Origin of the sequence: Thomasclavelia sp., from assembly GCF_047249845.1 — a bacterium.
Classification (GTDB): domain Bacteria; phylum Bacillota_I; class Bacilli_A; order Erysipelotrichales; family Coprobacillaceae; genus Thomasclavelia.
Map to the genome: position 1 here is coordinate 92,861 of NZ_JBKTWO010000002.1, position 21,393 is coordinate 114,253.

A 21,393-nucleotide genomic window follows, 5' to 3' on the forward strand; every position below is an offset into this window, starting at 1 on the left:
ATATGAAAATATGAATATTTTAGGAAATTTAAATTATATGGATACATACAATGCATTTATAGGTGCAGTTATTGCTTTTTTTAGTCTGATTTTTGGAGAACACTGGATTTTATTTGCAATCTTTTTGTTATTCAATGTTATTGATTATATAACAGGCTGGATGAAATCTAAAATGACTAATAAAATAAACTCTGCAGCAGGATTACTAGGTATTTTAAAAAAATTAGGATATTGGATTATGATTATGATTTCATTTTTGGCATCAGTTTTATTCATTGAAATTGGTAATGCTTTAGGAATCGATTTAAGCATTACTACTTTGCTAGGATGGTTTGTATTAGCCTCGTTAGCAATAAATGAACTTAGAAGTATTGTAGAAAACTTAGTGGAAGCAGGTTACGATATTCCAATAGTATTTACAAAAGGGTTAGAAGTAGCTGATAAAATGATCAACGAGGAAGATAAATAAAATGATAATGACAGCAAAGCAATTAGTAGAAAAAGTAAAATCTGTAGCAAGTAGTGCTACAGTATATAAATTAGGAACATTTGGAAATAAGGTATCAAAAGGAAAAAGACAGTGGGATTGTAGTGGTCTATTAAAAGGAATTTTATGGGGTTATCCTGAAAATGGTAAATATGCATCAAATGGAGTATTAGACCAAAACGCTGATACAATCATTTCGAATTGTTTAAATATTAGTAGTGATTTTAGTGATATTAAAGCTGGAGAAATAGTATGGATTAAAGGACATATGGGTATTTATATTGGTAATGGTCAAGTTGTCGAAGCTACACCTAAATGGGATAATGGAGTACAAATTACAACTTGTAAAAATATTAATAATGGTCAAAAAGAAAGAAAATGGTTAAAACATGGAAAAAGTCCTTATATTGAGTATCTACAAGAAAATAATACTAATAACTGGATTGCTTGTTTACAATTAGAATGTAACCGGCAGGGATTTAGCAGTCAAAAGGTTGATGGTATTGCGGGTAAAATAACATTAGCTGCTTGTCCTCAATTATCAAATACATCTAGAGGAAAGATTACTGCATTAGTCCAAGAAAGATTAAACATGCTAGGTTATAATTGTGGAAGTATAGATGGTATAAATGGAGTTAATACGCAAAAAGCAATTAAGAAATTCCAACAAGATAAAGGATTACAGGTGGACGGTATTGTTGGTAAAAATACATGGAAGCACTTGTTGATGATATAGTTTTTAATCATTGTCTATAATGATCCAGGGATTAATTATGCTAGAAAAGTAAAAAGTGAATTAACTGAAGGTGGTAAAAAACATTCTAATGATAATGGTGGATTATTGAAAGGTACAAAAGTCTCGGTCAAAGAGTGGACTGGTAATTGGGCACACATTCCAAGTGGCTGGGTTTCTGGCAAATATCTAAAACAAGTTTAAGATGTAATACAGTAGAAATGAAGTAATGCTATAACTATACATTAGTTATAGCATTATTTTTTATGAAAAGTTATTTATTGTAATTGGTCTGTGTTATAATCTTTGATATGAAAGTGGTGGGAAAATGAAAAAGAAATATATTAAGATAGATAATATTCCTGCGGTTATCTGGGGAGAAGATAGTTTAAAAGTATTTATTGCAATCCATGGTAATCAGTCAAATAAGGAAGATATTGTAATTGAGATATTAGCTAAAATTGCAGCTAGTAAAGGCTACCAGGTAATTAGTTTTGATTTACCAAAACATGGTGATAGAATATCTGAAAATACTTTGTGTAAAGTACAAAATTGTATACCCGAGTTTTTAAAAGTATATGATTTTGTAAGTAAGAGGTATAAAGAAATTAATTTATGGGCTTGTAGTTTAGGTGCATATTTTAGTTTGGTAGCTTATCAACAAATCAATTTTAAACATTGTTTATTTTTATCTCCAGTAGTTGATATGCAAAGACTAATTGAAAATATGATGAGTTGGTTTAATATTTGTGAAAAAGATTTAAAAGAACAAACGATTATTGAAACACCAATTGGTGAATCTATATATTATGATTATTATTGTTATGTAAAGGAACATCCAATCACTAACTGGAATAAGCAAACAATGATTTTATATGGTGAAAAAGATAATTTATGTGAATATGAATACGTGCAAAGATTTACAAAGAGATTTAAATGTGATTTAAAAATTATGGAAAATGGGGAACACTTTTTTCATCTAGATAGCCAATTACAATTTTATCAAAAATGGTTAGAAGAAAAGATTAAGTGAGGGTTGAATAATGAATAAAATAGCAGTATTAACATCTGGTGGCGATGCTCCTGGGATGAATGGAGCGATTAGGGCAATTGTCAGAGTTGGGATTAAAAGAGGATTTGAAGTTTATGGGGTTTATGGGGGATTTCGTGGTTTAGTTGAGGGAGATATTAAAAAACTAGGTTATAGTGATGTATCCGAAATTTTAGCTAAAGGGGGAACAATTTTAGAATCTTCGAGATTACCTGAATTTAAACTGGAAGAAGTTCAAGATAAAGCAATAGATAATTTAAAAAGATATGATATTGATAGTTTGGTAGTAATTGGCGGTGATGGAAGTTATCGAGGCGCTTTATCATTAAGTAAAAAAGGAATTAACTGTATTGGAATTCCAGGTACGATTGATAATGATATTAATGGTACAGACGAAACGATCGGTTTCCATACTGCGTTATCTAATATTATTGATGCTGTTAATAAGTTAAGAGATACATCTAGTTCACATCATCGTTGTTTTGTAATTGAAGTCATGGGTAATAATGCTGATAGTCTAGCTTTGTATTCAGCTATTTCATGTGGCAGTGAATTGGTAATTACTCATAAAACGGGTTATGATGAAGATTTTGTGATTGCTGAAATGATAAAAAATGAAACAGTTTATAATAAACGTCATGCAATTATTATTGCAAGTGAAAAAATACTTGATGTTGAAAGTCTAGCAAAACGTATCAGTGAAGAAACTGGTTTTTCTGGACGGGCAATAGTTTTAGGACATATTCAAAGAGGAGGCTCACCAGTTCCAGAGGACCGTATCCTAGCTTCTAGAATGGCTGGTAAGGCAATAGAATTATTAGTAAATAAACAAAGTGGTAAATGTGTATGTTTAAAAAATAGTGAAATTGTTGCTAAAGGAATAGAAGAAGCTTTAAAAGAAACGAATAAAAGTAAAGAAGTGCTTTATCAGTTATTTGATGATTTAGTGTAGGAGAAAGATATGAAAAAAATATTATTTTGTGATATGGATGGAACAATTATTGATTATCAGGATTACTTTATCCAAAAGATAAAATAATGATAAGGAAATTTCATAAAACAGGTAATATATTTGTTTTTAATACCAAGAGAAATATTAAAGAAATAGTGAGTGTTATTAGTTAGAGTATGAAAATCTAGTTTTAAACAATGATGCTCATATTATAGATAACAATCGTATTATTTTATATTAACAGGTTATTTTTGGAAGTGTAGGTATTAAGATTATTGAATGTTTTTTAACATATGATAATTTGTGGATCTGTTTTTTTTGATAGTAAAACTACTTTAGCATATTATTGAGGTCAAACATATAAATTTGATAGTCAGAAAATAATAGCTTGTAATAATTATGATTTTGTAAAAGAGTATTCAAAAGTAGAAGAGTTTGATATAATAGCAATACACCGAGATGATCAACAAATAGATAATATTTTAAAAATAAAAGAAATTGTTGCAAAAACTATAGTAATAATGCTCAAGAACATTGAATCAGCATTATTTAGATATTAGTTCTAAAGATTTAGGAACTAACTAATCTAATTAATGAAGATTTAATCAGTTATGCTATCGGGGATTCATACAATGATATAAGTGTGTTTGAGCATACTGATTATAGTTATATATTTAATCATGTAAGTGATGACATTAAAAATATAGTGATAAGCAGATAGATAATTTATCAATGTTGATTGAGGAAATACTTTAAGGGGGTAAAACTAATGACTTGGCAAGAAAAATTACGTAAAGTGGAGCCGTATGTGGCAGGGGAACAACCTAAGATTGTAAATATGATCAAGCTTAATACTAATGAAAATCCTTATGGACCTAGTTTAAGGGTACAAGAAGTAATTAAGTCAATAAATATTGATAAGTTAAGATTATATCCAAATAGTGATGCTGTTGATTTGAGGAAAGCATTAGCAAATTATTATAATTTAAAAGATGAACAGGTATTTATTGGTAATGGTTCAGATGAAGTTTTAGCATTAACATTTTTAACTTTCTTCAATGGAAAAGAACCGGTTCTTTTTCCAGATATTACATATTCTTTTTATCCAGTATATTGTGATCTATATCAAATGGATTATAAACTAGTTAAATTAGATGATGATTTTAAAATAAATGTTGAAGATTTTATTCAGCCTAATAGTGGAATTATTTTTCCTAATCCTAATGCTCCAACAGGGTTATTGGAAGATTTAAAATTTATAGAAACAGTTTTAAAAAACAATCCTAATAGTATTGTTGTAGTTGATGAAGCATATATTGATTTTGGTGGTGAAAGCTGTGTACCATTAATTAATAAGTATGATAATTTAATAGTAATTCAAACCTACTCTAAATCTCGTTCATTAGCAGGAATTCGTTTAGGAGTAGCTTTAGGTAATAAAGAAGCTATTAGCCATCTTTATGATATTAAAAATTCATTCAACTCTTATCCAATTGATTATATTACTCAACAAATAGCATTAGCCAGCATTTTAGATGATCAGGATACAAAACAAAAGTGTGCTAAGATTATTAAAACACGTGAAAAGACAAAACAAAGATTAAAAGAATTAGGATTTATAGTTCCTGATAGTTATGCTAACTTTGTTTTTGTTAAACATCCCGAAGTTGATGGACAAGAATTGTTTTTGGCACTACGTCAAGAGGGGATTATTGTTCGTCACTGGAATAAAGAAAGAATTGATCAATATTTACGTATCACTATTGGTACAGAAGATCAAATGGAAGTATTAATACAGTTTTTAACTAATTATTTAAATAAAAACAGATAACATTAGCTATCTGTTTTTCTATATTTTTTTATAATGTTGTTTAGCATCTCGGATAAATACATAATTATCATTAGTAGATAGATTATCATCATAATAGTAATCATCAAAAGTAATCTTTTTTAATTCCTCTAATAAAATAATTTTATTTTTAACCATCATATCTAACATTTTTCCACGTGCTTGTTTAATATACATAGAATTACGAACTAGCTTACCAGCTTTATCCTCTACAAAGTCAATATTAATAATATTTGGATGATTAATCATTTTTATAAATTCTTTTGAAGCCAGAGAAATAAGATAATCTTCATCTTTAAAATATTTATTTATATCTTTTTGCCAAAAATCATATAAGTCTAAATCAAATTTCATAATCATATCTAGTCGATATGGAGTAATTCCTGTATTGTATTTTAGAACACCATAATATGCAGACATGATATTAAAATACTTGTCTAAATAATCAAATTCTTCATTTTGATATGAATTCAAATTAAGTTGTTTTAATACAGTCCCCTGGTAACAATAAATAGCAGGCGTAAAATTGTAATCATTATGATAATAATTATAAACGGTTTCCGCCATTTTAAATGATATTTTCATATTTTCATGTAATTCGTTAATAGTATATTTTTCCAAATAATTAAGTAACTGTTTTGTCTTTTTAGGAAATAAAAGTTTTGTTTGTTCAATTTTAACATATTTAGTTTTCATTACCTTTGCAGGTGCAATAATAATTTTCATTTCAATCACCAAGATTATTATACATTAATTTGTCAAAATATGATATACTTGTCGTGGTGATGAAAGAATGAATAATACAATTATAATTGATAAAATCTTGATCCATATGTTGGATTTAGAACATGGTAAGGTTGTTTACTCTGATACCTTTATAAATTTAACAGAAGGAACGACAGAATACTATGATAAAAAAATAGAGAAATGTTTAGAAAATTCTGGGATAAAGCAGCTGCTTACAGGAAGTGAACATCACTTGTTACAAGCAGGTAAAAAAATGCTTGAAAGTGATGATAGCTTTAAAGAAGAATCGATTAAAATAGCTCAAGATATTTTTAACCTTTGTACTAAGATTGAAGAAATGCCAAATGCTAATTTAATGTTTGTTGAGTGTAAAGTAGATGGTAAGAAATTTATTTTGATAATTAAGTTAAATTATAAAACAATGCCAATGAGTTTGATTGAAGAAAATGATGGAGTACGTAGTATTCGATTTATTAATCAACAAATTTTGCCTAATAAGACAACAGCAGTTGAAGAAGCTATTATAATCGATATCGAAGATAATGTTTTGTCAATTATCGAAAAAAGATTTATGATTGATGGAAAACCTGGGTACTATTTAAATGAACAATATATCAAAGGAGAACCTAAATTAACTGATAAACAGAAGATGAGTATTGTTAATAAAGTGGTTAAAAAGGTTGATAGTGAATATGGAGTAATTGAAGGTGATCCTTTGCCAGTTGTAAAAAAAGAATTAGCTGAACTTGTAATGGAACATCGTCCAGTAAAACCAATGGAGTTAGCAAAAAAAGTTATGGGTAACGATTATAATGCAACTGAAGAGGTTGAGACGATTATGCGTGATCTAGGAATAGAAGAAGATGATGAGATTGTTAATGTACCTGTTTCGTTAGATAGGATGTCACGCTGTAAATTAGTGTTGGATGATGATCGAATTATTGAATTAAGTGTAGAAGATTATTTAGAAGGTGTCGATATTTCCCGGGAAATGGATGAACGAGGAATGACAAAAATAACTTTAAAAAATATAAAGGATGTTGTGATAAAATAATAGATACACAGTAAAAACTGTGTATCTAAATAGTAACATATTTATTAATATGTAAATAATAAACAATTGCTTTGATATTAGCTTGAGGAAAAACTCGAGCTAATATTTTTTTATAATAATCCATTTGATCTTTATGAAGTGATACTAATAGGTCGTTAGAAGTAGAACTCTTAATATTATCAGTCTTATAATCAATAATAGTAATATCATTATCATTAATACAAACAACATCAAAAATTCCATGAATAATTTGTCCTTCATCTAACATTGAAAATTCTTTTTCTTTATATACGATTTTAGAATTACACATTAATGAATAGACTTCACTTGAAAGAAAGTTTTTAAGATGCAGATAATATTTATCAATTATTTTCCATGCTTCTTGATCATAAAGACCATATTTCTTTAAAAGAGCTAAATTATCATCTAATCCAAGTTTTAAATCAAATTGTTCAAGGACACTATGTATGATAGTACCACGTGTTGCTCCATCGACATTAGAATCATCGGTATCATAACTTACATCATTAAAGATACGATCTCCATCTTTGATCTTACGTGTAACAGCAATAGCTTTATCTAAATTAGATAAATATGGATATTTAAAATTGTTATAACGGTTATAATTAATAAAATCGAGAACTTTGTCTTTTTTATCTGTAATTAATATTTGTTGCTCAATTTCTTTATGACTATAGATTTTAATTGAAAATTTACTATGTTTAGTATTTTCCTTAATTAAATTTTGATTTTTATGAATCATAATTGTTTGGAAATTATGTTTGATTTCGTTAATTATTTCATCTGAATTATCACTATTTATAAGCTCTTTATTAATTCCCTGATTAATAATATCATCATGACTCATTAAAGAAATACCTAACCAGTCTAAGTAACTATTTTGTCTTCTGGCATTATAATAGAGAATTACTTTATCATTGCAACGCGGATGTACCATAGTATCTTCATTATTATTAATAACATACTTTTGCCATTTAAGAATATCTTGAGGATCTTTAATTAATCCTGTTAAAATCAATTTTTGAGATGCTCTTGTTAAAGCAACATAAAATATTCTCATTTCTTCATTAATGGCTTCGTTTGTTTGATAACTAGCAATAACTTTTCGGTATTTATTTTCATATTCGCAAACAACATTTTGATAAGGTTCTAATTGTTGTTTTATTCGTGGCTTGATTGCAATTCCAAGTTTTTTATCACTAATAATTCTCTCTCTTGCATCTTGCTGATTAAATTTATTTTGAAGATTAGAAACAAAAACAATTGGAAATTCAAGACCTTTTGATTTATGGATCGTCATAAAAGAAACTACATTATCGTCATTACTAGAAACCATAGCTGGAGAAAGATTTACACCATTGATCATCATTTCATTAAACTTAGTAATAATTGTATGTAAAGATTCTTCTTTCATTTCATCCATTTTTTGTAACAATAACTCTAGATTTGCAACTCTTTGGGCACCATTAATTAATGAGGCTAAAAAACTCAAATATTCGCTATCTTGATAGAATTTATATAAACTATCTTTAACAGAGTGATGATTAAAATATTCTCGCATTTGATGATAATAGTTTATAAATTTTTCTAATGATTGATAGTTAGATTGTTTTGTTTCAATATAATTTATAACATTATCATAGATAGAAGCGTTATCATCTATTCTGATTTTTGCTAACATGTTTTCATCAAAACAACTAATAGCATAATTTCCTTTTAGTAGACTAGTAAAAGCTATATCATCTAAGTGATTATCAAAAGCTTTTAAGACATTTATAATATCTATTATTTCTGAGGCTTGTAAAAAACCTTGAGATAAAACAATATGACTAGGGATATTATATCGTGAAAAGATTTTCTTGAAAGCAATAAAACTCCGAGTATTACGCATTAATACTACAATATCTTTATAATTTGCAGCTCTTTTAGACTTATCAAAATTATCAAGTTCTAGATGTCCTACGATTTCTTGAATTTTTTTAGCTATCATTTTAGCTTCTAATTCTGCATCTTCAGAACTTGTCTTTGTTTGATATGATAAAAGAACTTCACTAGTAAAACGTTTTTCTTCATCAAAACGTTTTGAGGCTTTTAATGTTACATCTGTCAAATCTTCTAATTCTTTTGCACCTTCTTTTCTTAAATAGTCATAATTTAATTTAGCGCTATCATCTAAATAATAATCTAGCCCGCCAATATCAATATCCATGATTTGATTGAATATATAATTGACACTATCTAAAACGATTTTATTAGAACGATAATTGAATTTTAAATCAATTCTTTTAGTATTAGGGAGATGATTAAAGGTAAGATATTTTTCATTAAATATCTCTGGATCGGCTTCTCTAAAACGATATATTGATTGTTTCATATCACCTACCATAAAACGATTAATTTTAGGATCTTTAAAATCTGCAATTTTATTAATCAATGTTTCCTGGATTTGATTAGTATCCTGGTATTCATCAATCATTATTTCTTTTAACTGATTATATAGCAAATTTGCAATTCCGTATTTTGGTTCTAGTAATTTTAAAGCATTAGTTTCTAAATCATTGAAATCTAGAAGGTTATGATTTTGTTTGTATTGCCTATAAGCTTGTTTATATTCTTCTAAATAATTAACAAGCTTTTCTAGAGGAATTAAGGAAGTTGATAATACTAATTTAAATTCTTCAATATCCTCATAAACAAGATCTTTAAATTTATCTTTATAGAATTTAATAATGCTGTTCTTTAGACGATTATATTCAGTTTTATATTCTTCATTATTTTCATCAAAAAGTCCTCTACTATCATAACTTTTTATTAAAGCAGCATTACTTGCACTAATAATTTTTTCCATGTTTTTACTATCTATTGCATTTATAACATCATGATAATATTTAAGGTGACAATCAAAAGGAGATGGTAAATCTGCTTTTTTTGGTTTACTATTATCAAAAGGATTTTGGTAGTAAAATGTTAGGTTGTGATCACGAGCAAAATTAGCTAGTTCATAGACTTTATTTAATCCCATTGCAGCTTGAATTTTTAATAATTCAATGATTTTCTGATTAATAGGCCATGAAGTTAGTGATGAGTTATCACCATTGATGATATGGTCATAGATAGAAACTTTAATTTCATCAAGATAATTATTAAAATTATATATCGTATTACTTAAGTTTTCGAATTTAAAAATAGCATTTTTAAAATTATTAAAGTAATATTCAGGAAAGTATATACTTATAAACTCAACAAATAAGGGGTCTTCTACCCATGTTTGAATACAATGATCGAGAACCTGATGTTTAATTATAGTTGGATCAGTACAAATATCAAATCTACTATTTAGGTTAATTAGATAGCCGTATTGTTTTAATAAGGTGCTACAAAAACCATGAAAATTAGTAATATAAGCTTTTGGTAATAACTGTTGTTGTTTTAATAGATGTTCTTTTAATTGCTGACAAATATTCTCTTGGAGTCTTTGTTGTAATGCTGTCTGAAGTCGTTGTTTCATTTCTAAAGCAGCGGCATTAGTAAAAGTTAGAACAAGAAGCTGGTTGACATTATAATGTTCTTCTTCAATTAAGGTCATAATCCGATTAACTAAAATTTTTGTTTTTCCAGAACCCGCTGGAGCAGAAACTAGAATAGAACAATTACGAGTTATAACCGCCTCTAATTGACCATCATTTAATGAACTAATTGTCATTATTTATATCCTCCTTTATTAGATATTCGAGATTATTTTTATCAATCAGTGTATGTTCGTTATAAAAAACATCATAATTACATAAGCTTTGATATTTACAATAAGTGCAAGGATTAATTTTATTATGTATTGTTATATCATCACTTCCTTTTGGATTAATACTGATTTTTCCTGAAATAATTTCTTTATATAGTTCTTCGATGTGCCTGTTAACATAAGCCAAAAGTCTTTCAAAAGAGTAGCTATTTAAAATATTTCCTTTATAACAATTATCCTTTTTAACAAACTTAGCTTTAATAATTGTAGATTCTTTGTCTATTTGATTATCAATTTCTTCAATGATCTCTTCATTGACATATCCATTCATCTTATATAGTTTAAAAAAATTATTTGGATTTTCTGTTTCATTTATTTTCATTGAACTAGCTAAAATTCTTTTTTTGGTATTAAAATATAATAAGGCTCCTTTTTCTAATTTCATTTGATTTGTTAAAGTGTCTAAATATAACAACATTTGAATATTAAAACCTTGAATAGCTAGAGAAATATCTAGATCTTTATTACTGGATTTATAGTCTATTATTTTTAAATATTTATCATACTGATCGACTCTGTCAACTATTCCGCTTAATTTAAAATTAGAATAATCACGTTTAACTTCAACCTCATTTCCAATAATTTTAAAATCTGTAATTTTCATCTGATTAATTAAGACAATTATTGTGTTTAAAAGATCCTGTTTGATCATTGTAATAATAAAATTGTTAGTTCCATAGCTTAATCGTTCACTTAATTCATTAAGATCAATATATTCACTAATATATTGATCAATATATTGATTTAATTGACTGAAATCTACATTTATTGCTGCATTGTTATCACAAAATAATGCTTTAGTTTTTTCTAAAACATAATGCACAATAGTACCAATCTCATTTGTTTGAAAAGTTGGATTTTTAAATGGATATATTTTTAAACCATATTGATTAAAATATTTATAAGGACAAGCATTATAAGTTTCTAATTTACTTGGTGAAAGATGGGATGAAAATAAAGATTGAGTTAGATTATCTGGTTGATTATTTGTATGTTTATAATGATCAATCATATTATTTAAGAATTTATAATTGGGATCTTTTCCACCTAAAAGATATAATTTATCTTTTAAACTATAATGTAGATAATCATTGCTAATATCGATATTAGTGAAGCTAAACATTGATTTTAGTTGATTATATAAAGAAGATTTTAATAGTGGCTGTCCGTCAATTGTTGCATTACTGAAACATATTGCAATAAAATTTATATTACTATTTAATACTTTTAAAATATTATTTTGGTTTAAAGCAATCTTATAGTTTAAATCAGGTAAATTTAGTACCTGATAATCGTGATCTAATAAGATACCAGTATCTTTAGCTTGAATGGGAACAATAGTTTCATTTACACCAACTAGATATATGTAAGAACATTCAAGGATTCCGCTATAGCATTGATTATAATTTAATAGATATAGATGATCATTATATATTTTCTTATCTTCCTTTAAAATTGGCTTTAATTTTGTGACAAGATTATAAAAATCTTTAAGTGTAAATAATTGTTCACTAAAGAGATTTTTAAAAAAATTGATTAGTGTAGCTTGATTTTGACTATAAATGATTTCATTGTTAATAAATGTTATCATCATGTTACTAAATTCTGTCAAGGTATTACAATTAACTATATCATATTTATCTATAAAAGGATTTTCAATATATCCGGTTTCTATATATCTTTTTTTTATCACATCTAAGTAATTATAATCTGTGAAACCATTAATCATCTTAGAATCTAATAAATCAAGTAAATCTTTATCATCATTGCTGCAACAATATTTAAGCCACAATAAACAAGTATCCATTTCCTTAAAAACTAATGTTTTTTTAATATTATGGGGTATATTAAAATTATTTAATGTTTCAATCAAAAGATCTAAATATTCTTGATTTGGATAGTAAATTGCAAAATCATGGTAATGTTTGTTGTTATCAACAATATTTTGATAGATATTTAAAACTACACTTTCAATTTGGGCTTTTGGGGTAGTCTGGATTAAATTGTAAAAGGGGGAGTTTGGTAAATATTTTGGTGATTGAAGTGAAAAAAGAAATGTATTTAAATGATTAAGAAAAGGGTGATTAAAATCAGTATAATAATCATTTTCATGAAATTTTTTAAATGGGGTATTTAAATTTCTTGGATCATCATGATCGTTAATTAGAATAGTAGTATCATTAAATTTTGCAATTTTTTTGATAAATTGAAAACGTAGTTGATAAAATATTTTATCTGTTATAAAGATATAATGATTATTAGATAAATTTTCATCAATTTTATCTATTAAGATATCTTCATACAGATAACATTTGTATTGTGGGATATTTTTATTTAATAATAGATATAGCTCTATTATTGTTGTTATTTTTTCCTTTGAAGCAAATGATAATTCTAGTTGGGAGTTTTTGATTTGCTCTAAATGAAATAAATCAAAAATATCTATTAGTTCATAAATAAGCTCTATTTTATTATCTGTATTGAAAAGATTATTCGAAGATTCAATTAAATCTTTAGTAATTAAAATTTTATCCAATCTTGTTAATTCTTCGTATTGATGTAAATGATAAAAATTCAGTAATTTTTTTAATAAATCTTGATAGCAAATTATTTGGATATTAAACAAAGTATCAGTATACTTAAAAAAAACTTCTTCAAAAAATAATGGATCATCAACAATAAAATAATAATTAATGAAAGGATTTTCTTTTGCTGTTTTAATTGTATCAATAATAATATTTTTAATTTTTAGACTATATTCTAAACCGCAGTATGTTTTCATGCAATAAACCTCCATCCGGATATATTTTATCATATCTATATTAATTATGCTTTAATAAAGCTAGATTGAATTTTAAGGTTATTTATTAGTTAGGTTTAATAAAAAAAGAAACCCAAATGGGTTTCTCAAACTCAAAAATTATTTAACTGTAACGTTTTGAGCTTGTGGTCCACGATCAGTTTCGTTGATTTCGAAATCAACAACTTGACCTTCTTCTAAAGTTTTGAAACCATCAGCATTGATAGCTGAGAAATGTACGAAGATATCTTTTCCATCTTCATCATTAGTAATAAATCCAAAACCTTTTTCTTGATTAAACCATTTTACTTTACCTGTACTCATTAATGGTACCTCCTTGAAAGATGTGCAAAAAGGAAATACTCTATGTAACTCTAAATCACAAATATAGGATTGCGGCGGTACATAAAGGAATACAATCTTCTAATACTTGTGATACTTTGAAAATCATATTGCTACTTTTGCTCCTTTATATTACCATATTTTTTTAAATAAATCAAATTGTTTAGTAAACGCTTTATTATTTTTTATAATATAATTGTATGTTAACATCATCGTTAAAACATGTTAGAATATAATAAATTAATTAAAAGGAGGAAATGAATATGCCATTTATTTCATTTACAACAAATCATAAATTAACTCTTAGACAAGAAAACGAGATTGCAAGAAGAACAGGGGAGCTGATTACAATACTTCCAGGTAAAAAAGAAGAAAATTTAATGCTTCATTTAGAAGATAATCAGATTATGTATTTTAGAGGTGAAGATATTCCTTGTATGATGGTAGATGTTAAATTATACAAATCAATTGATTTTGATGCTAAGAAGAAATTTACTGAAGAGTTAATGAAGATGATTAAAGAAACAACTAATATTGAACCTAATGATATTTATGTATCTTTTGATGAGTATCAAAACTGGGGAAAGCAAGGGACGCTTTTTTAATAAAGGGTGTTAGCTTTTAAAGAAATATAGTTTAGTTTATTCGAAAATGAGAGTCGATTTTTGACTCTTTTTTTGTTTTTAGTAAAAATATTGGATATTTATTTATTATTTTTTTTAAATGTACCAAATAATTAATGTATATAATTATTTGAGATTTTACATATTTAAAGAGATAAAGTAGAATTAAAGTAATGGAGGAAAATGTATGGGAGATATTAGCAATGGTACAAGAATTTTGTTAACTGAATATCTTTTAAAAAGATTAACTGATGAAAATCATGCTCTTTCTAGAGAAGAATTAATTTCAAAGATTAGTGGCTTAGGAACTACTATATCTAGTAATACGATTAAAGCAGATATAGAATCTATAAAGGCGTTTAATGATATTATTAGTGATTGTCAAGATACTTTATTGGCTCCTTATAAAGCAAATATAAATTGTAGTGTTGGTTATACAACTAAACAGAAAAAAGGAGCATTTGTTGAAAAAACATATTATAGTGATATAGAATTAATTATATTGACTAGATTATTACAAAAATGTTTAAGTTTAGATAAGGATGGTAATTCTAAATTAATTGAAAAGGTTTTATCAGATACATCTTTACATAAAATAAATCAATATCATTTACTAGATAATTTAAATGGTGAAAATAAACAAATAAATACATTATCTTATTTAGAGAAAATCATTAATGCCATAAATAACTTTGCTTGTATTTCATTTAAACGTTTAGATTATGTTGTCAATGATAATGTATTAAAAGAAAGTGTAGCTGGTAAAGCTATTATGATGTATCCAACTAATATTGATATTATTGATAATCAAATTTATGTAATTGGTTATCATATTAATAATGGTGAAGATTTAGAATTGGAATATTACCGAATAAATCGTATCACAGAGCTAAGAGTGGTGCGTACACCTAAATATGTGCAAAAAAGAATTGCACCATTTAAAGATCAAGTTTGGCTATCTAATGATCCTCTTAATGTATCAAAAGATGTATCGATAAATTTACAAATAAGAGTATATGCAGTTAATAGCAATAAAGTATTTGAATTGTTACATGATCGTTTTAAAGATAGTGTGTTTATAGTGAATCAGTTTCATCAGTTTGTAGATATATCGATTGAAAATGTTGTATATGATGATAGTCTAGTAAATTGGTTTTTACAGTTAGCAAATTATATTGAAGTATTTAAACCATTAGAGTTAAGAGATAAAATAAAAGATGAAATACGTCAAATGAATATGATGTATCGTAGTTAGAAAATGAACTTTTAAACAAAAAGGCTGTTAATTAATGTGGATCTTACTCGATAATGGGTAAATAGAAATTAAGCAGTACAAGGAATTTGAAGTGACCCCAATTATTTGGACTAAAAGTTAATAAGTTTAATCAAGCAGTTAATAAGGATTGATTTCTGTATTGTACAGGAGTTGATCCTTTTTATTTTGGACATAGTTAAATATATATAAGATAAGGAATTATAAACTGGCACATAAATTAGTGTTTAATTATAGAAGGGTTCTATAATCTTACTTACATTATGATTACAATTCACCAAGCTGGCATAGTGCTAATTGATAAAAAATAAAGTATACATCAATACTTTTTTCGCTTTTTTGCTTGTTTAACTATCAAACTCCTAATTGTCAATTTTTACTATTTCTGATATAATGGAATTACAATATTTCTATTTTCTCGCCTTTAGTGGCTTAATATCTTTTCAAAGAGGAAATGTATAGGTTTGTTCAGGAAACTTTTTACTGTTTGTTTTTTGAAATGCCTCAATATGAGGAGGTCAGGGGGCGGATAAAATGGAATTTTGTAAACCGAGTGGTGCAACGACACAAGGGAATCTGTGTAATATGTTTTACACACAGAAGTATTTTGATTTAAATGTGCCATTCTTATTTTAGAAAGCTAATTATATAAGATTAAAGTAATCTTATAAAAGTTAGCAGGTATTTTTAGGACATTGAAAAGTGAATAAAACTGTACACTGAAACAACTACTTTTGTAGCTTTTTTAAAACATTGATAAATATTTATTTGTGTTATTTTAAAAGTTCTGCATTGAAATCTTTGTTTTCAGATAAAGGTTTATAAATAACTCTTAGTAATTTTCTTATTGCATGACCTTGAATGTATTTATGGAATTTATCTTGTGCACGATTTAGACTACAATATTTATTAAAAGTGGGATTAAATCTGCATGTTGGTAATATATACTGATAGGGCTTTACGAAGATAACGAAATCCTTGTTTGGATAATGGCGTTTTGGGGGCGTTGCATTGTCTTGACTGATATGTACTGGGATCCATACTAGCAAAACCGACAATTTTTCTGGAAGAATCAAAGTAATAAATATCACTGATTTCGCTTAAAATGCACATTCCTGTGTAGAATTCAATACCAGGGATAGAGAAGATAGGAGAGTTAAGCTTTTTAGCTAATTCTTCTATTTTTTTTATCCATATCTTTTAATTGTCTTTCAATAAGTATCTTTATTTTAAGAGTTATAACATCATTGTTTTCACCAATGGAATATTTTGAATTGAATTTTGGGAAAGCAATGTCAATACATTTCTGTAATTGATTTTTAAGTCTATTAATATTTTCCGTTAAAGAAGAATGATAGTGAGTGAGTTTTTCATTTTCTCCATTTTAAGTTTACTTTTGGTCACAGTTATATAGTTTTGTTTTGCATAATCAAAGCAATGATAAAGGTATAGAGTTTATCAGCTTTGATCATACGTATTTTTTCTTTACGTTTAGCAGCATCAGGATTAGTGAAAGAAGATCAATGATTAAACTTACCAGCAATACATATACATTACATTCTTTTTTGTTTTATGTAATTTGGTAATCACAAATGGGGTATCAAAGAACTTAACGGGAGATACAAGTTTAAAGACTTATTACAATTCAAATACAATGATGTAGCAATGACCTTTTTAAGGTAGTCAAAGTAGACATTCACTTTTTTGATTCCTAACAAAAATTTAAAGAAGGGGAAAGGTATATCATTTATGACTGTTAAATAAGTCATTTATAATATACTAGAAGAAAATGAATTTATGAAAAAAACTTTATTCAATAAGTTTTTGGTGAGTATTCTTGCTGTGGCGATGGTGCTTGGCATGTCATTTACGACAAGCACAGCGATAAATAATGCAAATACTAACACCGAAGCTGCGAATCTTTTAGACGAGCTTACTGCTGGGGAGAAAATTTCTACCGACCAGTATGAGCCAGATGAGATCGTAACTGTAATCGTGGAATTGGAAGAAGAAACCACCCTGGACGTGGATGAATTTACTACTATGTTTCGAAATGATAGCATTGGCTATTCTGCTGATGCGTCTGTAGCAGCTCACCGAGCTGATATGGTAAGCCAACAGGAGAAAATCCAAACTCAAATTTCGGCATTTGCTCCTAATACGGTATATAAGTATCATTACACCAATCTGCTTAATGGTTTTGCTGCTCAGATTGAGTACCAATACATAGAAAAGATTGAAGCTTTGGATGGAGTAATGTCTGTCTATTTAAGCCAAAGCTATGATTATAATGATAACTGGGAAGAAGATGAAGAGAGCACGGAATATATATCTCTTGAAGAATATTACGAGCTTACTGGATGTGATGCTATAGATTTAAACAAATCTGTTATGTCTGATGCCGGTTCTTCTAGTCAAATGGGACTTGAAGCAGCTTGGGAAGCTGGTTATACTGGTGCAGGCAAAGTTGTTGGTGTTTTTGACAGTAGTATCCGTTACACTCATCAGTTATTTTCTTATATGGATCCTAAAGTAGAAAAAGATGGGGAAGCTGGTTTGCTTTCTAACTATAAAACAAAAGATAATCTACTTGAGTCTATCAAAGCTAATCAGAGTACTTTGAACTTATTCCAATCTGGTTGGGGAAGCTGGTTCCACCAAAATGATGAGACTGGTTTTTCAAAAGATGTACAAGAAACCATTTTAAATGGTGATTTCTATTACAACTCTAAAGTTCCATTTTCTGTTGATTATGCTTGCGGTGATTTAGATGCATGGGATGGTGATTCTAGCAGTCATGGTACACACGTCAGCGGTATTGTTGCTGGTAACGGTGGTGATGGCTATTACGAACTTTCTGGTGTTAAGGGTTCTGCCTACGATTCTCAAATCATGTTTTTTAAGGTGTTTGATGAAAATGATGACTTTGGTCAGGAATCAGACGAAGCTGTATTTGCTGCTTTGGATGATGCTATAACTTTAGGTGTCAATGCCTTTAACCTATCCCTTGGTATTCCAAATGGATTTACAACTATGAATACATATGCTCAAGCAGGTTATCAACGTGCTTACAACCGAGCTAGTGCTAGTGGTATTTCTATTTGCGTTTCTGCGGGTAATGATGCTCGTGACAGTCATCCAGGTGCTTTAGTAAATGGATATACTACTTTGTTACCTAATAGTTCAGCAGGTGGTTTCTCTGGTTCTTTATATGCACCTATGACTATTGCTTCTGCTCAAGGTACGGGATATTCTTATATTAACAATTGGACAGAAACTACAGCTATTGCTAGAAGAGTAACTGGTGATGTTGTGAATACTGTTGCAATCGAGGATATTTACGATACTGGACTTGGTGAGACGTTAACTGGTAATTATGAGCTGGTTGATTGTGGTGATGGTTCATCTATTACTCGGGATTTAACAGGTAAAATTGCTTTGGTAAAACGTACTTATGGTTATGTTCCTTACGATGAAGAGGGTATTATGGCTGCTCAGCAGAACGCTTATAAGGCTGGTGCTGTAGCTGTGTATATGACCTTTGATTATTATGGTGACTATTTTGGTACTGATGGTCTATGGACTGGCGAAAATGGTGAGAGTATTCCTGTTTTTGGTGGTACTTCTACTAATGGCAGTGTTTATAGTACTTTGTCTGCTGCTGTTGCTAATTATATTGTGCAGGTTAGTTTCTCTTCTGAGAAAAAATCTCAGACAGTAAATCGTAATTATAGTGACAATGGTCCTGCAAGTTCTACTTCTTGGGGTGTTACTGAATCTTTGAGTTTGAAACCAGATGTAATGTCTCCTGGTGGTAATATTTGGTCTGCAGGTGCAGCATCTGATTCAGCCCTAACTTCAAAGAGCGGTACTTCAATGGCATCTCCAAATGCAGAGGGACTCTTTATCCTTGCACAGCAATATGTGGATGATAATCTAGATATTTTTGGAGTGAAACCTGGAACTCAAGAATATAGTAATTTGGTGAATCAGTTGGTAGCTTCTAATGCTAAAGCTTATCAGCCTTTTGTGAGTTCATCAAATCAGACTCGTCAAAACCTATATTTCTCTCCAAGACGTCAAGGCGCTGGTATGGTTAATATTGATAACATAATCAATAGTTTAGTTGTGTTGCATAACGATGCCTCTTATAACGATATTACTGGTGAATCTGCTCGTGCTAAAGTAGAATTGGGTGATAAGCTAGGTACAAATTTTGATATTACATTTACTATGGATAATTATGATTCTGTGGCAAAGACATTTGATGTACTTGCATGTCTTCAGACTGATAATACCACAGAGGCCGATGGGCGTACAAATATTGCTGGTGTCAACACTTATGGTTCAGATATCGATGCAATTGAAGATGGTGTGATGAAAGTTACTTCTGTTTCTGGAGGTACTATTGACAATGCATCTGACAATATCAATCGCTATGGCGACGGTGCTTCTGCAACAAAAATTTCTGTTCCTGCTAATAGCTCAGCTAAGATTACAGTTAGTGTAACTTTAAACGAAGAGACAATGAAAGCCTATGATGAAAAATATCCTAATGGTATGTTCCTAGAAGGTTTTGTCTTCTTTGATAATGTGGATTCAGATTATGAGACTCTTAATATTCCTTATATGGGATTTAGAGGAGATTGGAATGCAGCTCCAATTTTTGATTTGGCTACTGCTTATGATGACATTAGTGATTTAAATACTTCTGATGCTAAGTATCCTTTGTTCCACACAACTACTTTGAATTCTTTGGTTAACGGGAATGATGTGGTTTTGGGGGCTAACCAGTATACTGGAACATCATTGCCAGATTATTTTGGAGGATCTTCAACTAGCTATTATAATACGATTCGTAATTACTTGAATGGTCTACGTGCTAATGAAGAACTAAATGGTGCTTATGTCACTATTTCTCCAAATGGAGACGGTATGGATGATATTGCTTATACAGCACTTTATCTATTGCGTAACGCTAAGGCTCTATGTGTGGCGATTAAAGATAAGGATGGAAATATTGTTAATGTAATCGGGCCAGAGTATGAATATTTTGAAGCAAAAGTCAATGATGGTAATCTAACACAGCAGGCTGCTTTGAGCTATGGTACTAAGTATAACCGTCAGATGTACTGGGATGGTACTGATTTTGATGGTAATCTAGTAGAAGAAGGTGCTTACACTTTTGAAGTTCGAGCTATGCTAGAATATGAGTATCTAAACTCTGTGGATTACGGTGATAAAGATTCTTGTTTAGAAGTCTTGTTAAATTCTGATAATGTTCAGACTCAATCTTTTGATGTAAATGTAGATATAACTACACCTGAAGTGGATATGTCTTTGACTAAAGATAATGTACTTACTGTTAATGCTAGTGATGCTTCTGGAATTCAGGCTTTAGCTGTTTATTATAAAGATAACCGTGTTAGTGATATTATTCGTGTCAACAAAACCGAAACAACTATGACAATTGATTTGAAAGATTTGATTGAAAATCTACCTGACAAGTCTATTGCAGATGATTTAGAAGTACAAGTTGTAGATTATGGTATGAATATGGCTTCTGCTGTAGATCCTGTTGTTATTGACAAAACAGCATTATCAATAGCAATTGATATGGCAAAAGAAGTAACACAAGAACAGTTAGGTAAATTAGTACCAG

The 21,393-nt window shown here is 28.5% G+C and carries 15 protein-coding genes; 10 read left to right on the top strand and 5 right to left on the bottom strand.

Annotated elements, in window-relative coordinates:
• The first annotated feature begins 37 nt into the window (after positions 1-37).
• The 6 genes from ACLR9T_RS00980 to hisC all read left to right on the top strand — a co-directional run bounded on the left by ACLR9T_RS00980 (position 38) and on the right by hisC (position 5,054).
• Positions 38-469, top strand: coding sequence for a phage holin family protein (locus ACLR9T_RS00980; protein ID WP_413107664.1), 432 nt, complete (start codon positions 38-40; stop codon positions 467-469).
• Position 470: 1 nt separating this feature from the next.
• Positions 471-1,223 (top strand): peptidoglycan-binding protein, encoded by a 753-nt coding sequence (locus ACLR9T_RS00985; RefSeq protein WP_413107665.1) that lies wholly within the window; start codon positions 471-473, stop codon positions 1,221-1,223.
• A 325-nt stretch (positions 1,224-1,548) separates the two neighbouring features.
• On the top strand, positions 1,549-2,253 hold the full coding sequence (locus ACLR9T_RS00990; RefSeq protein WP_413107666.1) for an alpha/beta hydrolase: 705 nt from the start codon (positions 1,549-1,551) through the stop codon (positions 2,251-2,253).
• Positions 2,254-2,263: 10 nt separating this feature from the next.
• Positions 2,264-3,223 (top strand): 6-phosphofructokinase, encoded by a 960-nt coding sequence (pfkA, locus tag ACLR9T_RS00995; protein ID WP_413107667.1) that lies wholly within the window; start codon positions 2,264-2,266, stop codon positions 3,221-3,223.
• Positions 3,224-3,866: 643 nt separating this feature from the next.
• Positions 3,867-3,944 carry a hypothetical protein gene (locus ACLR9T_RS01000; protein ID WP_413107680.1) on the top strand — a complete coding sequence of 26 codons (78 nt, stop codon included), beginning with the start codon at positions 3,867-3,869 and terminating at the stop codon, positions 3,942-3,944.
• A gap of 48 nt (positions 3,945-3,992) precedes the next feature.
• Positions 3,993-5,054 (top strand): histidinol-phosphate transaminase, encoded by a 1,062-nt coding sequence (gene hisC, locus ACLR9T_RS01005; protein ID WP_413107668.1) that lies wholly within the window; start codon positions 3,993-3,995, stop codon positions 5,052-5,054.
• Positions 5,055-5,072: 18 nt separating this feature from the next.
• Here the strand turns inward: hisC and ACLR9T_RS01010 are convergent, their stop codons facing one another.
• On the bottom strand, positions 5,073-5,798 hold the full coding sequence (locus tag ACLR9T_RS01010) for a YaaA family protein (RefSeq protein WP_413107669.1): 726 nt from the start codon (positions 5,796-5,798) through the stop codon (positions 5,073-5,075).
• A 67-nt stretch (positions 5,799-5,865) separates the two neighbouring features.
• Here ACLR9T_RS01010 and ACLR9T_RS01015 point away from each other — a divergent pair, with 67 nt between their 5' ends.
• Entirely contained in the window at positions 5,866-6,873 is a 1,008-nt protein-coding gene (locus ACLR9T_RS01015) for a nucleoid-associated protein (protein WP_413107670.1), read from the top strand.
• Positions 6,874-6,898: 25 nt separating this feature from the next.
• Here the strand turns inward: ACLR9T_RS01015 and ACLR9T_RS01020 are convergent, their stop codons facing one another.
• The 3 genes from ACLR9T_RS01020 to ACLR9T_RS01030 all read right to left on the bottom strand — a co-directional run bounded on the left by ACLR9T_RS01020 (position 6,899) and on the right by ACLR9T_RS01030 (position 13,817).
• Positions 6,899-10,597: a UvrD-helicase domain-containing protein gene (locus ACLR9T_RS01020; RefSeq protein ID WP_413107671.1), complete on the bottom strand. Its 3,699-nt coding sequence runs from the start codon at positions 10,595-10,597 to the stop codon at positions 6,899-6,901.
• Positions 10,587-13,475 carry a PD-(D/E)XK nuclease family protein gene (locus ACLR9T_RS01025; protein WP_413107672.1) on the bottom strand — a complete coding sequence of 963 codons (2,889 nt, stop codon included), beginning with the start codon at positions 13,473-13,475 and terminating at the stop codon, positions 10,587-10,589. Before ACLR9T_RS01025 ends, ACLR9T_RS01020 begins: the two co-directional genes overlap by 11 nt.
• A 138-nt stretch (positions 13,476-13,613) precedes the next feature.
• Complete coding sequence (locus ACLR9T_RS01030; protein ID WP_413107673.1) at positions 13,614-13,817, bottom strand: cold-shock protein; 204 nt, start codon at positions 13,815-13,817, stop codon at positions 13,614-13,616.
• A gap of 281 nt (positions 13,818-14,098) precedes the next feature.
• Between ACLR9T_RS01030 and ACLR9T_RS01035 the strand changes: the two genes are divergently transcribed.
• Both ACLR9T_RS01035 and ACLR9T_RS01040 read left to right on the top strand, forming a co-directional pair.
• A complete protein-coding gene (locus ACLR9T_RS01035) occupies positions 14,099-14,440 on the top strand; it encodes a phenylpyruvate tautomerase MIF-related protein (RefSeq protein WP_413107674.1) in 342 nt (113 codons plus the stop codon).
• 205 nt (positions 14,441-14,645) lie between these two features.
• Entirely contained in the window at positions 14,646-15,713 is a 1,068-nt protein-coding gene (locus ACLR9T_RS01040; RefSeq protein WP_413107675.1) for a WYL domain-containing protein, read from the top strand.
• Between the two features lie 939 nt (positions 15,714-16,652).
• Here ACLR9T_RS01040 and ACLR9T_RS01045 read toward each other — a convergent pair.
• Positions 16,653-16,844, bottom strand: coding sequence for a transposase (locus ACLR9T_RS01045; RefSeq protein WP_413107676.1), 192 nt, complete (start codon positions 16,842-16,844; stop codon positions 16,653-16,655).
• 747 nt (positions 16,845-17,591) lie between these two features.
• On the opposite strand from ACLR9T_RS01045, the gene ACLR9T_RS01050 reads away from it, so the two are divergent.
• On the top strand, positions 17,592-21,393 hold a 3,802-nt coding region (locus tag ACLR9T_RS01050; RefSeq protein WP_413107677.1), incomplete at its 3' end, for a S8 family serine peptidase.

What these genes read in the sequence shown, in the direction of transcription:
- ACLR9T_RS00980 (WP_413107664.1), top strand. Translation starts at nt 38, where the DNA reads ATGGATACATACAATGCATTTATAGGTGCAGTTATTGCTTTTTTTAGT.
- ACLR9T_RS00985 (WP_413107665.1), top strand. Translation starts at nt 471, where the DNA reads ATGATAATGACAGCAAAGCAATTAGTAGAAAAAGTAAAATCTGTAGCA.
- ACLR9T_RS00990 (WP_413107666.1), top strand. Translation starts at nt 1,549, where the DNA reads ATGAAAAAGAAATATATTAAGATAGATAATATTCCTGCGGTTATCTGG.
- pfkA (WP_413107667.1), top strand. Translation starts at nt 2,264, where the DNA reads ATGAATAAAATAGCAGTATTAACATCTGGTGGCGATGCTCCTGGGATG.
- hisC (WP_413107668.1), top strand. Translation starts at nt 3,993, where the DNA reads ATGACTTGGCAAGAAAAATTACGTAAAGTGGAGCCGTATGTGGCAGGG.
- ACLR9T_RS01010 (WP_413107669.1), bottom strand. Translation starts at nt 5,798, where the DNA reads ATGAAAATTATTATTGCACCTGCAAAGGTAATGAAAACTAAATATGTT.
- ACLR9T_RS01015 (WP_413107670.1), top strand. Translation starts at nt 5,866, where the DNA reads ATGAATAATACAATTATAATTGATAAAATCTTGATCCATATGTTGGAT.
- ACLR9T_RS01020 (WP_413107671.1), bottom strand. Translation starts at nt 10,597, where the DNA reads ATGACAATTAGTTCATTAAATGATGGTCAATTAGAGGCGGTTATAACT.
- ACLR9T_RS01025 (WP_413107672.1), bottom strand. Translation starts at nt 13,475, where the DNA reads ATGAAAACATACTGCGGTTTAGAATATAGTCTAAAAATTAAAAATATT.
- ACLR9T_RS01030 (WP_413107673.1), bottom strand. Translation starts at nt 13,817, where the DNA reads ATGAGTACAGGTAAAGTAAAATGGTTTAATCAAGAAAAAGGTTTTGGA.
- ACLR9T_RS01035 (WP_413107674.1), top strand. Translation starts at nt 14,099, where the DNA reads ATGCCATTTATTTCATTTACAACAAATCATAAATTAACTCTTAGACAA.
- ACLR9T_RS01040 (WP_413107675.1), top strand. Translation starts at nt 14,646, where the DNA reads ATGGGAGATATTAGCAATGGTACAAGAATTTTGTTAACTGAATATCTT.
- ACLR9T_RS01045 (WP_413107676.1), bottom strand. Translation starts at nt 16,844, where the DNA reads ATGTGCATTTTAAGCGAAATCAGTGATATTTATTACTTTGATTCTTCC.